We start from the raw sequence: 14,347 nt of genomic DNA on the forward strand, positions 1-14,347 counted from the left end.
GTAAAATTGACAATTTCCTATTAAAAAATGAATTATATCCTATGATGAAATAATGTTTATTTTTCGATAATTATATTTTTAATGTAATAAATAGAAGATGATATGTATATTTGTTTAGAAGGTATTGATGGCTCAGGAAAATCAACGCAGATAAAACTTCTTGAAAAATGGCTTAAAGATTATGGATATGATGTTATGCGAATTTTTGAGCCTACAAATTCATCTGTTGGTAAATTAATAAGAGAAATGCTTAGAGATCCTGATGCTACACTGGAAAACTTCCAAAAAACCCTTGCACTTCTATTTGCTGCAGATCGCATGATTCTTATGGATGAAATTGAGGCTGCAGAAGAAAAGGGAAAGGCAGTAATAAGTGATAGATGTTTCTATTCAAGTATTGCCTATCAAAATGATCCATTATGGACATTTGAATTAAATAAATTCGTTAAAAAACCAAATATAGTAATATTGCTGGATTTGGATGTTGAAACTGCCCTTGAAAGATGTGATGGTAAGGATAGTTTTGAAAATAAAGCTTTTCTTGAAAAAATAAGGGAAAATTATCTTAAACTTGCTGGGGAAAATGATTTCTTTGTTTTAAATGCAAACAATGGAGTTAACAAGATTCATGAAGATATAAAAAGAGTTATTTCCCCAAAAATAGGTAGATGCATCTAATTTTTCATTTAATCAATTTCATGCACTGGGGGCGATCAAAACAGCATTGAAGATATGCTTTAAAATAAAACCCTCAAACACGGAGTGTTTGGGGCGCCAAAAATTCTTTGAATTTTTGAGCGAATTTATTTTTTATTTTCTAACTCTTTTATTCTCTCATTCAGCCCATTAATGATTATATCCTGTGCATTTTCAAGTACTTCTTTTTCACCATAAAGCATAGGACCATACTCGGTTTGTTTTACTTCTAAATCAAGTTTTTCCAATACTTCAGCCATTACTTGTCCTGGAACTCCTGGAGGTAGTTTCATTTCATATTTCATAATAATCACCATTTACTTTTTAAGATATTCTCTTACTGGTTCTAAAATTTTAACTAAATTAGATGTTACGGCATTTTTAAGGTCTAATGGATGTAATCTGTTGTTACTATAAGATTCAATGAGTTCGTCATAAGTTAATTCAAGATTTCCTCCAAATTTAGGAGGTCTTTCAATTAACAAAGTCTCTTGTTTATCATATATAAAATGTTTTGCAATCTCCACAACAGGATTTCCTTCAATCTCTCCTGCAGGGCAGAAACTATTCTTTATCTTCTTTTCAATGTCTTTAGGAGAATCATCAATTGCTATGAAATTCTCTTTACTTGAAGACATCTTTTCACCGCCATCAGTCCCATGTAGAAGTGGTGTGTGGATACATACTGGTGCAGAAGAACCTACTTTAGGTAAATTTTCTCTTGCAAGCATATGGATCTTTCTTTGTTCCATTCCACCTACTGCAACATCAGTATCTAAAAATAACATATCAATAACTTGCATTATGGGATATATTACCTCAGCAACTTTATGATCTTCTTCATCTCGTGTTATTTGAGCCATACTTCTCCTTGCACGTGTCAAGGTTGTTGAAAGAGCAAGCTCATAAACTTTTAATGTGTAACTATCATCTGTCTGGAAAGAAGAACCTAAAATAAATTCAGTGTCTTCACTAAGTCCAAAAGCCAGGAAACATTTCTTCATATATTCTGAAATTTCTTTAATCTCTTCAAGACTACCTTTACCATTTAAATAAGCATGGAGATCTGCAAGAAGAATCTTTATTTTAAAACCTGCCTTTTGCAGGTCAATCATCTTTTTTACAGTGATTGCATGTCCCAGATGGACTTTTCCAGAAGGTTCATAACCAATATAAGCTACAGGAGAATCCTTTTCAATCTTTTCTTTAAGTTCATCTGGAGTTATTATTTCAAGCGTTCCTCTTTTTATCATATCTATCTTGCTATCAATGTCCATCATATCACCGTAAATTATCTAAAATTTGTTATATCGAGTAATTTTAAGAATTAGATAATTAATAATAATTTAAATCTTTAATTAAATTATGTTTTATACAATTTAAATATTGTTAAAAATCTTTGAATATAAGTAAGCTTCTTTTTAAAATATATCAATTGCATGTATTTTTTAGGATGTAGATATTTTCATCTATTTCTATTACATGTATCTGCATGCCAATTTCAATATCTTCAGTTTCAGAGTTTATTTCTAGATCTATTGGTTCATATGAAACTGGATGGAGGATTTGAATTGAATTAGGGGTTTTTGAAGTTACTGTTGTTTCTTTAACATCCTCTTTTTTGGCAACAGTCTCAATTTTATCGTAATCTCTCCACTGAACAGAAATATACTTTCTTGAAATTAAATCTTTAATAAGCACCTTTTTACCATCTATTCCCATAATTTGGCCTGGAACGTTTTCATATTTAATGAAGTCATGAAATCTAAAATAAGGTAACCTAACTGAAATCCATATCCTATAAAGGTCTTTCCCTGCTGATTTATCCCGACCCATAAGTCGCGGAGATTCCTTGACAACACCCCCAACACTGTCCTTTATGGTGTTAGATAACCGTTTTGCAACCTTATACGTGCCCACATAATAATCAATCCCTTCTTTAAGCACAGCACGCTCTGAAATATATGCCATTTTATTCTTTTTAGAGATTTTATTGATATTATCTGCAATAATGCCATCAACTACTGCAATTTCATCATCATCTGGAATTCTTTTATCTGCCCTTAATTGGATTACAGCTTCAAAATATCCTGATTGAAACTTACTGCATTCTGGGCATACCATTCTTTTAATTTTAAAATTTATTTTATACTCCTGTTCAACAATTTCCCCTAAAACATCCCCCTTAACATGAACAATACAATCAATATTTGATCCTCGTGCCAGAATTGTTTCTGCACCAATTTCAGCGTTTTCAACGTATTCGCTGAGATTAATATGTTTATTTAAGGTATTTAGCATGATTTCTTTATCAGAAAGTTCTAGTTCATGCCATCTTCCACTTACAAGACGTGACTGGCAATGTGCACAGACAGTTATCTCCAGTTCAGAGGGAATTTCAGCTAAAACAACTTCTTTTAGAAAACAGGATTTACAAACGCCATCAAAGATTTTTTCATCTGTTTTTCCGCATTTTGGACAGAACATGATATCAATCTATTTAATTTAAAAACAGAATACATAATGGATTTTTAATCCATTATAATGTTTTAAGTGGAGCTTTAGCACCACATGCTTCGCATTTTAATAAAAATATACGATCTTCTCTGATTATTTTGGTATCTGGCCGGTTACACTCATGGCACATGATAAATCTGTCTACATACTCTTGTATTCGTTCATTTATCAAATAATGGGTGAATTTTCCCTGCATAATGGCTCTGCTTCCTTCTAAATTCCCTGCAGTACCTAATTCTCTAAGTAAAAATTTAAGTAAGTGTTGAGGGTCCCTATTAAATGCATCTGCAATTTCTCTGAAGTTTTGAATCATTGTTCGGTTTCCTTGAATCACAGAATATGCTTTGGGAACATTAAATCTTGTTGTTTCAAAAACTTTTTGTGGTAATTGGTCTATAGCCCGGTCTAATAATTTATCGTAATCGCTCATTTTTTATCCTCCAAAAATTAAAAATTTATGTAAGCTTGATAACTAATATTTTAGAATCTATAATATAATATATATGCATTTTTAAGCTTAAAAAGGTAGGTGATAGAATTAGTGTAAATCTATCACACTGTTTTAAGGTATCCTTGTGTAGGTTCAAAAACAAGTCCTTGCTGCTTTAATTTTGTTATTATTTGATCTACTTTATCTTCACTCATATCAGCTCTATCGGACATTTCCTCTTTAAGTATGCTGCTTGGAACCCTACCGCCATATTCTTCACTTAATTCTTTAATAACATCAAGAAGAATTCTGGCTTTGTCACGATCTGATTTAGGAGTACGTCCTTCTACTTTGTCAATATCAACTTTACCGGTTTCTGGATCGTATCCAACTTGTTTTAAACATTCTTGTTGTAATTTAATGGCTCTTTTTGCGTCTTCTGCAGTAACTTCTTTTCCTAGACGTATTTTACAGTTAGCTTCAGATAAACGCACTAAGGCTTCAAGTTGACGGGCTGTGATTGGGACAGGGGAGTCTTCATCTTCAGCACCAACTCTCATTCCCACATAAAATTCTTGAAGCACTTCAATTGCTCCTTGGGTGAGTTTTGGATGAACTTCCTTTCTTGCATAAGCAATATATTTCCTTAAAAGTTCAGGATCAATTTCAAAAGGTATGGACTGGTTTTTGTGTATGTTTAGAATGTGTTTTGCAAGTTTTTTATCTTTTTCAGCGTTTGGTTTATCTTCCACAACAAATATAAGATCAAATCTTGAAAGAATAGGGGCTGGAAGATTTATTTGCTCAGCAATAGATTTATAACGGTCAAATCTTCCGAACTTGGGGTTTGCAGCAGCAAGCATAGCACATCTTGCATTTAATGTGGCCATAATTCCTGCTTTAGCAATACTGATGGTCTGTTGTTCAAGAGCTTCGTGAATAGCAGACCGATCTTCAGACCGCATCTTGTCAAGCTCGTCTACACAAACATTACCTCTATCTCCTAAGACCAGAGCACCGGCTTCAAGTGACCATCCTCCAAGATCGTCTTTTACAGCAGCAGCAGTAAGTCCAACACCACTTGTACCTTTACCGCTTGTATAAATTCCACGTGGTGCCAGTTTTGAAACATATTTAAGCATCTGTGATTTACCAATACCTGGATCGCCCACGATTAATATGTGAATATCTCCTCTGATTCTGGTTTTATCTTCAAGCTCCTTAGCAGAGCCTCCAAATAGTTGGATGGCTATAGCTTCTTTTACTTCTCTGTAACCTTGAATTGAAGGTGCAGTGGAGTTAATAATTTTATTATAAACGTCAGGGTCTTTTGCAAGCTCTATTATCTTGGCTTTATCTTCTTCACTTATTTGAAGTTCTTCAAATTCCTGTTCAAGAGGCTCAATATAATTACAATAAATATAATTTTTAAAACGCTTGGTTTTATCATCCCGAACAGTTTTTAAAGTTCCTGTAATCCGAATTATGTCTCCAGGAGTAATCTCATCCACAAGATCATCTTCAAGAACTACATGAATTTGTCTGGGCTGTTCTCCTCCAGACAGATTTTCTAAAGGCTCTTGAAGCTTAGTAGTTTGAGTATCAACAAATTCAGACTCTTCTTGAAGTAATCTAAAGGATCTACCTCCACAGTCATTACAAAGAGCAGGTTCACTGATTAGATTACTTGTTTGAGGAACTTCATGAAGTCTCATGCAGCTTCTGCACTCAAACATTGCATTAACTATTCGGGGGCGGATTTCATCAGCTTTTCTAACAATTCCATCTACTGCCACAAAATTTCCAATGTATTTACTTCGAAGTTCTCTTAAAGGAACATTATTAGTTAGATTTTCAAATCTAACCTGTAAATCTGCATTTTTTTGGGAAGTGTCAATATTTTTAATTGCCTTTTGAGAAGCCATTATTACTTCTTCTGGTTTGTCTATTAACAAATCTGCAAGATCAGGGTCAAACATTTCCAGTCTAAGGTAATCTACCACTATTGATCGTTTATCAGGGTAATTAGAAAAGGCTTCTATAACATCTTCTTTGTATTCTGTACTAAAGAAGTCTTCAAACTTAGCTACTGATGTTTTTGATTTTTCGATTATTGTGTCCATCAATTAAAATATATCCGCATACATTTATAATATCCTTTACTGTATAATAAAAATAAATATATAAAATTAATATAATAGCTTTATAAATAAGTTGAAACTATTTAGATGGTTCTTATGAAAATATTATGAATAATCAAGTTTAAAAAGTCTTTAATGGTGATATTAAATGAAAAGATCAAGGTTAAATATATTTAAGGCAACATCAATGACCATATCAATCCTGGGAGTACTACTAATAATTGTAGTAATAGGTCTTTTTGCTTATTTAGGTATTTCAGCGCTTTCTGGCATGCTTTCAGGTAATGTAGATAATGGGGAGGCATATGACAAACTTTCTTCTCTAAAAGCAGAGTATTCTAATTTAAACTCCCAATTTGAACAGCTTAAAAATAAGGCTAATGCATCGGGGAATAAAAAAATTAAAAAAGACTCGGTAAATACGCAGCTTGAGCTTGTAAAGGCAAATTCTGCAATTACAGATGTTGAAAGTGCATTAGCAACGAATTTACCTATAGACGAGGTTAATAAGCGTATAAGTATAGCAACAAATCAATTACAAACTGCTAAATCAAGCTTGACAACATTAGATGCAGAAGTTTAAATTTATAAAAAAGGACCAATTAGATTTGGTCCAAAGTCATTAAATTGACATCTAATTTAAAAAAACCGTATTTAATGTTTAGAAATGTTTTAATTCAATGAAAAAGAATTAAAACAAATTATTTCTTTTTCATAGCGATTATGTACATTTCAGTGCTTCCTTTTTTTGAAGAAGGAGGTTTAGTAGTTTTTACATTATTGAACTTCTTTTTAACTTTCTTAAGAAACTCTTCAAATCCTTCTCCTTGGAATAATTTAATAATAAAGTTCCCACCGATTTTTAAAATAGAATCAGAAATCTTTAAAGCATTTTCTGCAATATCAACAGATTTAAGCTGGTCAATATCGGTTATTCCTGTTAATTTTGGAGCAGCATCTGATAAAAGCACATCTGCATTCCATTCAAGTGTTTCTTCTATTTTATCAATGGTTTCTTTCTCTGTAAAATCTCCAGTAATCTGAACAAAATTAGTCTGTTCAAAAGGCCGAATTCTCTGTAGATCCACAGCAATAACCATGCCCTCTTCTCCAATTAAGTCAAGGGCAACCTGGGACCATCCTCCAGGCGCAGCACCTAAATCAACCACATAATCACGTGGCTTTATAATCTTAAATTTTTTATTAAGCTGTAAAAGTTTATAAGATGCTCTGGATCGATATTTTTCTTTCTTTGCCATTTTATAATAATGTTCTTTTTTCTTTTCAACTTCCCATCTTTTACCCATTTTAAACCTCTCAAAAAACGATTTTTATATAATTTAGTCAGTTTTACCTTCAAAGTTCAATGCCTTACAAACAGGATCTCCAATTTTAATTATTTCAGCATCAACTGTACTGTCTTTAATTTCCAGGAGCATAACTGATGGATCTGATAATCGAGGCACATTAGGGCTACCAGGATTTAAAAGAAGCACATCTCCAACCTCTTTTATGAAAGGCCAGTGAGCATGTCCAGTAATAAGAACTTCAACACCCATCTCCATTGCAATATACTTCAATTGTTGAGTATCACCTCTTGGATAAACTTCACCATGGTTTAAACCTACTGTTACACCTTCAATTTCAAACGAAACACTTTTTGGGAGTTTAAAACCATAAGCTCTGTCCATATTTCCCTGAGAGCATTTAGTAGGGGCTATCTTTTCAAGTTCATCCAGCACCTCTTTTGAAACCAGATCACCAGCATGCAAAATCATATCTACGCCAGCAAATATCTTAAAAACGATTTCAGGAATTTTTGAAGCCCTCTCAGGAATATGTGTATCAGATATGACACCAATTAACATTTTAATCTCCTTTTATATTTTAAATCATGATTAATTCTACATTAACTTGATAATAGAATATCGATGAAAATACTTCTAAAACATAATAATTTAACAGCTGTAATCTTTGTTTATATGAATTTGAGTTAATTTTATTGTATTTGATTTATTTCAAATGTTTTCTAATTATAAATTAATATATGTATTTTTTAGATTTTATATGGTAATTATTAAAATAAGTAAATTGATCTTTATTCTATAACTTTAAATATACAAAGGTAATTATAAAATTATAATTTATTAAATGTAACAATAGATATTATCATATACTGCCACATAATTATTAATATGGAATGAAAATAATAATAATTTAAAGTTTTTTTATATTATTTTGAGTGATAACATGCATGAAGTAATAATCTGTGAAAAGCCAAAGTCATCAGAAAAAATAGCTAAAGCTTTGTCTAAAAATTCAAAGAAAAACAGCTATAAAAAAGTCCCATACTATGAATTTGAGGAAAATGGGAAAAAAACCACAGTATTAGCTGCTGTTGGTCATTTATATTCACTTTCACCTACAACTTCTAAACAGGACAAAATTTTTGATATAGAATGGGTTCCTCTTTACCAAAAAGATAAAAAGAAAAAATATGTCAAAGGATATATAGATGCCATAAAAAAACTTTCTAAAGGCGCAGACACATTTATTCATGCATGCGATTATGATATAGAAGGAACATTAATAGGTTATCATGCATTAAAGTATGGTTGTGGTGAAGATAGTTTAAATAACTCTTCAAGGATGAAATTTTCAACACTTACCAAAGAAGATATCTTGATGGCTTATGAAAACCAGATCCCTGTTGATTTCAGGCAAGTTGACAGTGGTATTGCAAGACATGTACTTGATTTCCTATTTGGAGTCAACATATCTAAATATCTCACTGATTCTATCAGGGCAGCTACATCCAGATATGTTCAGCTTTCTGCAGGAAGAGTACAAACACCAACACTTTCTATATTGGTTGATAGGGAAAAAAAGATTAAAAAATTCATACCTGTTCCTTACTGGCTTATAAAAGCAGCTCTTCAAGATGATATAATTGCAGATCATAAATCTGGAAAAATATTTGAAAAGAAGGACACAGAAAAAATACTTGCAGACTGTAAAGGCAAAGATGCAACTGTAAAAGATGTTATTTTAAGAGAAAATAAGAAAACACCGCCATTCCCATTTGATCTGGGAAGTCTCCAATCAGAAGCTTATGGGGTGTTTGGATTCAGCCCTAAAAGGACCCAACAAATTGCTCAGAACTTATATACTGAAGGTTATACTTCTTATCCTCGTACTTCTTCACAGAAGCTTCCAAAGAGTATTGGATATGATAAGATACTCAAAAAACTAAGTAAAAATGCAGCATTCAAAAAACATGTTTCTGCGCTTAAAACACCTTTAAAACCAAATGAAGGTAAAAAAACAGATGAAGCACACCCTGCAATTCATCCAACAGGTACTTTACCAAAAGAATTAGAAACGGATGAACAAAAACTCTATGAACTTATAACTTATAGATTTATATCTGTATTTGGGGAAGATGGAATTCAAGAATCCATGAAAACGGATTTAGAGATTAATTCACAGGAATTTACTTTCAGCAGAAAAAGAATGGCTAAAATGGGATGGCTTGATCATTATCCCTTTAGAAAAATTGAAAATGAAAAGTTCCCTGAAATTAAAAAAGGAGATATTTTAAAGGTTAAAGAGATAACATGTGATGAAAAAGAAACTAAACCTCCTGCAAGGTATAATCAGGCATCTTTAATAAGGGAACTTGAAAAAAGAGGTCTTGGTACTAAATCTACAAGAGCAAACATAATCTCTATTTTGTATGATAGAAAATATATTGAAGGGCAGAAAATAAAAGTTAATGAGCTTGGCGAACATCTTATAGATACTTTAAAAGAATATTCTAACAAAATAACCAGTGAAGAACTTACAAGACAGTTTGAAATGGAACTTGAAGGTATCATGGAAGATAAAATAACAAAAGATAAGGTTATAGATGAAGCCAAAGTAGAAGTAACTTCAATTCTTGATGATATCCAGGAAAATAAATTAAAAATTGGTGAAAAGCTTTATGATGCTTATCAAGAAAGCAGAATTGTGGGGAAATGTAAATGTGGAGGAAACCTGGTTTTAAAATACTCTCCACGAACAAAAGGAACATTTGTGGGATGTTCTGCATATCCGGAGTGTAAAGAAACTTATCCTATACCTCGAGGTACTAATGTTTTAAAAAGTAAATGTGAAAAGTGCGGCCTTCCAATGATTTCATTTGGAAAACCACGCCAAAGAGCATGCCTTGACCCTAAATGTGGTAGAGATGGTAAAGAACCTACAAATGAGGTTGTCGGTGTTTGTCCACAGTGTGGTAATCAGCTCATTAAAAGGATGGGGCGATACGGCGAGTTTGTTGGTTGCAGTGGATTTCCAAAATGCAGGTTTACTAAGTCAGTTGATGAACTGGCTAAATAATTATTTTTTTTAATTTTCTAAATTGAATCTATCCCGATTATGATTTATTTTAATAATAATATTAATTGAGCTTCATTTTTATAAAATTTTAAATACTTTTAAAATAAATTCCTCATAAAATAAGAGTAATTTAAATAAATAATGAGGATTCCTTATGAATGCAAAAGAAGTTTTATCTAAATATAAACCAATAATTATCATAATTTTACTGTTTTCTCTGGTATTCTTCCTAAGAGCACAAGCAGTATACTTATCTGACGTACCTGCTGACATGAAACCATTATATGAAGATCAAACGGGACTTCCCTACTTCAGTGAAATGGATTCATATTATAATTATAGGATGACGCAAGATTACATTAATCACGGTTATTTAGGAGATACTATAATAAATGGAACGCAATGGGATTTGCATTCATCGTACCCTGCTGGAAGATCAGCAGAATATCCTCCGCTAATTGTTTACGTTACTGCGTTTGTTTACAAATTTGTTAATTTGTTTAAAAATATGCCTTTGGCTGCAGTTTGCTACTGGATAGCTCCATTTATAGCATCACTTTCTGTTATTCCAGCATATCTCTTTATAAGAAGGTTAACAAATGATTATGGGGGAATAGCTGCAGGATTATTGGTAGGTACAGCTCCTTCATACTTTTCACACACATTTGCAGGTTTCTTTGATACCGATATGTTCAACATGCTTCTCCCAATTCTTGTTGTGTGGTTATTTGTTGAAAGCATACGTGCAAATAACATTAAAAGCAAATCCATTTTTGCAGTATTATCAGCACTTTTCATGCTCATTTTTGCAATGGCATGGGAAGGATGGTGGTACATATTCTATCTATTGATAGGTACGGCGGTTTTATATCTCTTAACTTCTAAATACTTACTTAAAGAGAAAAATAAATCATTTAAAAGATATTCAAGCAAGATGGAGTGGTTATTGGATCAGCCAGCACTATTTTCGTTAATTGTGTTTGTAGCTCTAAGTGCCATTTTAATTATCCTTTATTCTGGTATTTCAGGGTTTGTTGGAACAATAGCAAGTTCAGTAGGTTACAGTAACCTTCAATCACTTGTTCAGGCAACTTCATATCCAAATGTATATGTATCAGTATCTGAACTTCAAATACCTAATGTTGGGGAGATATTATATGGTGTTGGTGGAATGGGTGCCATTGGAATTTTGCCATTTTTATTCGGTATTTTAAGCATTCCTCTACTCATCAAGAAATTAATGCCAGAGAAACCTGAGGCAGAAAAGGAAGATACAAAACCAAAACGGAAAACTAAACCACGAAGAAAGGGGAAAAGAACCAAAACAGAAGTAATTGAAGAAAAAACAATAAAGACTCAGGCAGTTATAGATCCAAAGATAATTGAAAATAAGAAAAATTATCTTTTGTACCTGATTTTATTTACATTATGGCTTTTAATTACAGGATATGCAATGACAAAGGGTTCCAGATTCATTGCTACATTCTCCCTTCCAATAGCATTGGGTGCAGGAATGACTATAGGCTTAATATTGCCTAATGTCAAGGAATATATAAAGAATTCTACTTATTACTCTTCAATTGCATTTGCAACAGTATTTTTTGTCGGGTTCTGTTTATTAGCTATAAATCTGAGTTTTACTCTGCTCATGGCAGTGTTAATAGCAGCAGTCATTGGTATAATTGCAGCATGGGCTGTAAGATACTTGAAAGATATTAAATATCAAACCGTGCTTACAATGCTTTTGATAGTTTCGGCTGTTGTTATTTCACCGGTAGCTACAGTATATGAAGTTTCTTCATCAGTAACTCCAGGGACTGATGATTACATGTACACTTCATTAGATTGGATTAAAAATAACACACCTCAAAACACGGTTATAACGTCCTGGTGGGACTTTGGACATTTATTTGCAGTAGCAGCTGATCGACCTGTTACATTTGACGGAGGATCTCAAAACACGCCACGTGCATATTGGGTTGGAAAAGCGTTATTTACAAGTGATGAGAATTTATCTGCAGGAATACTTCGAATGCTAACTTCAAGCGGTGATCAGGGCTCCTTAACTCTTGAAAATTACACAAAAAACACAGGTAAAAGTGTTGAGATATTAAACAAGATTTTACCAGTTGATAAAGCAAAAGCACAAGCAATACTCATTAATGAGTATAAGTTAACTCCAGATCAAACCCAAAATGTCTTAAAATACACTCATCCAGATAATCCAAGCCCTCATGTATTTATAACCAGTAGTGACATGCTTGGAAAAGCAGCATGGTGGTCTTACTTTGGAAGTTGGAATTTCCAAAACAGCACAGGCCAGCACTATATTTATTCTGCAGGGGTTGCTACTACGCAGCAGATCAATGGTACAACAGTCATCGCGGCTGAAAATGGTGTTGTTGCGCAGATAAATGGAACTCAATTAATTGCAGGCCTTAAATATTCTCAAGGAAATGAAACACAGATTATAGCGCCACATAAACTCATTTTCATTCAGAATAATAAAGTTATGTTGAACCAAATAGTTTCCAATGACAGCCCAATAAGTATAATCCTTATAAAAGAAGACAAAACTTATTTAGGCGTTGTAATGCATAAAGAACTTGAGGATTCCATGTTTACTCGGTTATTCTTTATGAATGCTACAGGTTTAACTAAATTCAAGCTTGCATATGAACAACCAGGTGTAAAGGTTTGGAATGTGAATTAATTTAATAGATTCCTGATGGGATCTATTAAATTACTTATTTTGTATTTTATTTTATATTCAAATGAATGATTCACAGAATTTCATTTATTTAATAAACTAAAAACATTTTTAAGTTGAAAAAATTAATAGTATTTACATCTATATTAATGGATGAATAAAGAGATGAAGTTTTAAACTAATACGTTATTGTAGTATATTTACGTTATTAAATTGGTGAGTTATAAATAATTTCGAAATAAGATTGTTTCTACATTTTAAAATAGTAGAATAAGTTCTAAATAGCGTAAATTTAGATTTAATATGGGAATTACAATTTTTAAATTTTAAACTAATTTTTATGTGAGAATTATGGCTTTAGAAGACAGAATAAAACAAATTGAGGATGAAATTAAAAAAACGCCATATAATAAGGCAACCTCGCATCACATAGGTAAACTTAAAGCTAAATTATCCAAGCTTAAAGAAGAATCATTACAAAGAAGTAGTAAGGGAACCAAAGGAAAAGGGTTTCATGTAAAAAAAAGTGGAGATTCCACTGTTGTACTTGTGGGATTTCCCTCAGTTGGAAAGTCAACACTCCTAAATGACCTTACAAATGCTGAATCTAAAATTGGAGAATATGAATTTACAACCCTTGAAATAATTCCTGGAATTATGGAATATGAAGGGGCTAAAATCCAGATATTAGACATTCCAGGGATAATTACAGGAGCTTCTAAAGGTAAGGGGCGTGGAAGAGAAATTTTATCAGTTGCAAGAAACGCTGATTTAATATTAATCATTCTTGATGTATTTAATCCTCAACATTTCCATGTTATAATTGATGAGCTAAAAAATATAGGGATCCGGCCTAATGAGGAGCGTCCAGATGTCACTGTTAAGCAAAAAAAGATTGGTGGACTTAAAATTTCATCTACTGTGGAACTTACAAATATCACTGAAAAAACAATAAGATCAGTACTTAATGAATATGGAATACACAGTGCTGATGTCCTCATACGGGATGATGTGACTGTAGATCAGTTTATTGATAGTTTAGATGTGAGTTGTAAGTATACTCCAACTTTAAAGGTTTTAAATAAAATAGATCTTGTTGATGAAGAATATCTTAATGAAATTAAATCTAAAATGCCTGATGCAATGTTTATATCTGCAAATAAACAAATTAATGTTGAAGAGCTAAAAAAAGAAACGTTTAATAAATTAGAATTAATAAGAATCTATTTAAAACCACAGGGTAGGAAAGCAGATTTAGATGAACCATTAATAATAAGAAAGAATTCTACAGTTAGGGATGTGGCTAATAAACTCCATCGTGATTTTGTTAGGAATTTCAGGCATGCTAAGGTCTGGGGATCTTCAGTAAAATTTGGGGGTCAAAAAGCAGGCTTAGACCATGTTTTAAATGATGGGGATATTTTAAGGATAATAGTTAAAAAATAACAATAGTGATATAAAATTAAAGAC

The 14,347-nt window shown here is 32.3% G+C and carries 12 protein-coding genes; 5 read left to right on the forward strand and 7 right to left on the reverse strand.

What is annotated here, in order from left to right; genetic code table 11:
* Positions 1-102 precede the first annotated feature (102 nt).
* A complete protein-coding gene (gene tmk, locus HZC47_04045) occupies positions 103-678 on the forward strand; it encodes a dTMP kinase (protein ID MBI5680048.1) in 576 nt (191 codons plus the stop codon).
* A gap of 125 nt (positions 679-803) precedes the next feature.
* On the opposite strand, the gene HZC47_04050 is transcribed toward tmk, so the two are convergent.
* From HZC47_04050 to HZC47_04070, 5 genes are all read right to left on the reverse strand, one after another.
* Positions 804-1,013, reverse strand: coding sequence for a hypothetical protein (locus tag HZC47_04050; GenBank protein ID MBI5680049.1), 210 nt, complete (start codon positions 1,011-1,013; stop codon positions 804-806).
* Complete coding sequence (locus tag HZC47_04055; GenBank protein ID MBI5680050.1) at positions 1,014-1,973, reverse strand: tyrosine--tRNA ligase; 960 nt, start codon at positions 1,971-1,973, stop codon at positions 1,014-1,016.
* A 154-nt stretch (positions 1,974-2,127) separates the two neighbouring features.
* On the reverse strand, positions 2,128-3,183 hold the full coding sequence (locus tag HZC47_04060; protein MBI5680051.1) for an NMD protein affecting ribosome stability and mRNA decay: 1,056 nt from the start codon (positions 3,181-3,183) through the stop codon (positions 2,128-2,130).
* A gap of 52 nt (positions 3,184-3,235) precedes the next feature.
* Positions 3,236-3,643, reverse strand: a complete 408-nt coding sequence (locus HZC47_04065) for a translation initiation factor IF-2 subunit beta (protein MBI5680052.1) — start codon at positions 3,641-3,643, stop codon at positions 3,236-3,238.
* A 122-nt stretch (positions 3,644-3,765) separates the two neighbouring features.
* A complete protein-coding gene (locus HZC47_04070; protein MBI5680053.1) occupies positions 3,766-5,766 on the reverse strand; it encodes a minichromosome maintenance protein MCM in 2,001 nt (666 codons plus the stop codon).
* 166 nt (positions 5,767-5,932) lie between these two features.
* Here HZC47_04070 and HZC47_04075 point away from each other — a divergent pair, with 166 nt between their 5' ends.
* Positions 5,933-6,367, forward strand: coding sequence for a hypothetical protein (locus tag HZC47_04075; GenBank protein MBI5680054.1), 435 nt, complete (start codon positions 5,933-5,935; stop codon positions 6,365-6,367).
* 118 nt (positions 6,368-6,485) lie between these two features.
* Here HZC47_04075 and HZC47_04080 read toward each other — a convergent pair whose 3' ends face one another.
* Complete coding sequence (locus HZC47_04080; protein MBI5680055.1) at positions 6,486-7,091, reverse strand: 23S rRNA (uridine(2552)-2'-O)-methyltransferase; 606 nt, start codon at positions 7,089-7,091, stop codon at positions 6,486-6,488.
* 33 nt (positions 7,092-7,124) lie between these two features.
* Positions 7,125-7,652: a metallophosphoesterase gene (locus HZC47_04085; protein ID MBI5680056.1), complete on the reverse strand. Its 528-nt coding sequence runs from the start codon at positions 7,650-7,652 to the stop codon at positions 7,125-7,127.
* Positions 7,653-8,034: 382 nt separating this feature from the next.
* Here HZC47_04085 and topA point away from each other — a divergent pair, with 382 nt between their 5' ends.
* The 3 genes from topA (at position 8,035) to HZC47_04100 (ending at position 14,323) form a co-directional block, all read left to right on the forward strand.
* Complete coding sequence (gene topA / locus HZC47_04090; protein ID MBI5680057.1) at positions 8,035-10,167, forward strand: DNA topoisomerase I; 2,133 nt, start codon at positions 8,035-8,037, stop codon at positions 10,165-10,167.
* A gap of 154 nt (positions 10,168-10,321) precedes the next feature.
* Positions 10,322-12,880 (forward strand): peptide transporter, encoded by a 2,559-nt coding sequence (locus HZC47_04095; GenBank protein MBI5680058.1) that lies wholly within the window; start codon positions 10,322-10,324, stop codon positions 12,878-12,880.
* A 348-nt stretch (positions 12,881-13,228) separates the two neighbouring features.
* On the forward strand, positions 13,229-14,323 hold the full coding sequence (locus HZC47_04100; GenBank protein MBI5680059.1) for a GTP-binding protein: 1,095 nt from the start codon (positions 13,229-13,231) through the stop codon (positions 14,321-14,323).
* The last annotated feature ends 24 nt before the right edge of the window (positions 14,324-14,347 follow it).

Origin of the sequence: Methanobacterium sp. (assembly GCA_016222945.1) — an archaeon.
Lineage (GTDB): Archaea > Methanobacteriota > Methanobacteria > Methanobacteriales > Methanobacteriaceae > Methanobacterium_D.

What these genes read in the sequence shown, in the direction of transcription:
- HZC47_04060 (MBI5680051.1), bottom strand. Translation starts at nt 3,183, where the DNA reads ATGTTCTGTCCAAAATGCGGAAAAACAGATGAAAAAATCTTTGATGGC.
- tmk (MBI5680048.1), top strand. Translation starts at nt 103, where the DNA reads ATGTATATTTGTTTAGAAGGTATTGATGGCTCAGGAAAATCAACGCAG.
- topA (MBI5680057.1), top strand. Translation starts at nt 8,035, where the DNA reads ATGCATGAAGTAATAATCTGTGAAAAGCCAAAGTCATCAGAAAAAATA.
- HZC47_04070 (MBI5680053.1), bottom strand. Translation starts at nt 5,766, where the DNA reads ATGGACACAATAATCGAAAAATCAAAAACATCAGTAGCTAAGTTTGAA.
- HZC47_04100 (MBI5680059.1), top strand. Translation starts at nt 13,229, where the DNA reads ATGGCTTTAGAAGACAGAATAAAACAAATTGAGGATGAAATTAAAAAA.
- HZC47_04055 (MBI5680050.1), bottom strand. Translation starts at nt 1,973, where the DNA reads ATGGACATTGATAGCAAGATAGATATGATAAAAAGAGGAACGCTTGAA.
- HZC47_04075 (MBI5680054.1), top strand. Translation starts at nt 5,933, where the DNA reads ATGAAAAGATCAAGGTTAAATATATTTAAGGCAACATCAATGACCATA.
- HZC47_04050 (MBI5680049.1), bottom strand. Translation starts at nt 1,013, where the DNA reads ATGGTGATTATTATGAAATATGAAATGAAACTACCTCCAGGAGTTCCA.
- HZC47_04085 (MBI5680056.1), bottom strand. Translation starts at nt 7,652, where the DNA reads ATGTTAATTGGTGTCATATCTGATACACATATTCCTGAGAGGGCTTCA.
- HZC47_04080 (MBI5680055.1), bottom strand. Translation starts at nt 7,091, where the DNA reads ATGGGTAAAAGATGGGAAGTTGAAAAGAAAAAAGAACATTATTATAAA.
- HZC47_04065 (MBI5680052.1), bottom strand. Translation starts at nt 3,643, where the DNA reads ATGAGCGATTACGATAAATTATTAGACCGGGCTATAGACCAATTACCA.
- HZC47_04095 (MBI5680058.1), top strand. Translation starts at nt 10,322, where the DNA reads ATGAATGCAAAAGAAGTTTTATCTAAATATAAACCAATAATTATCATA.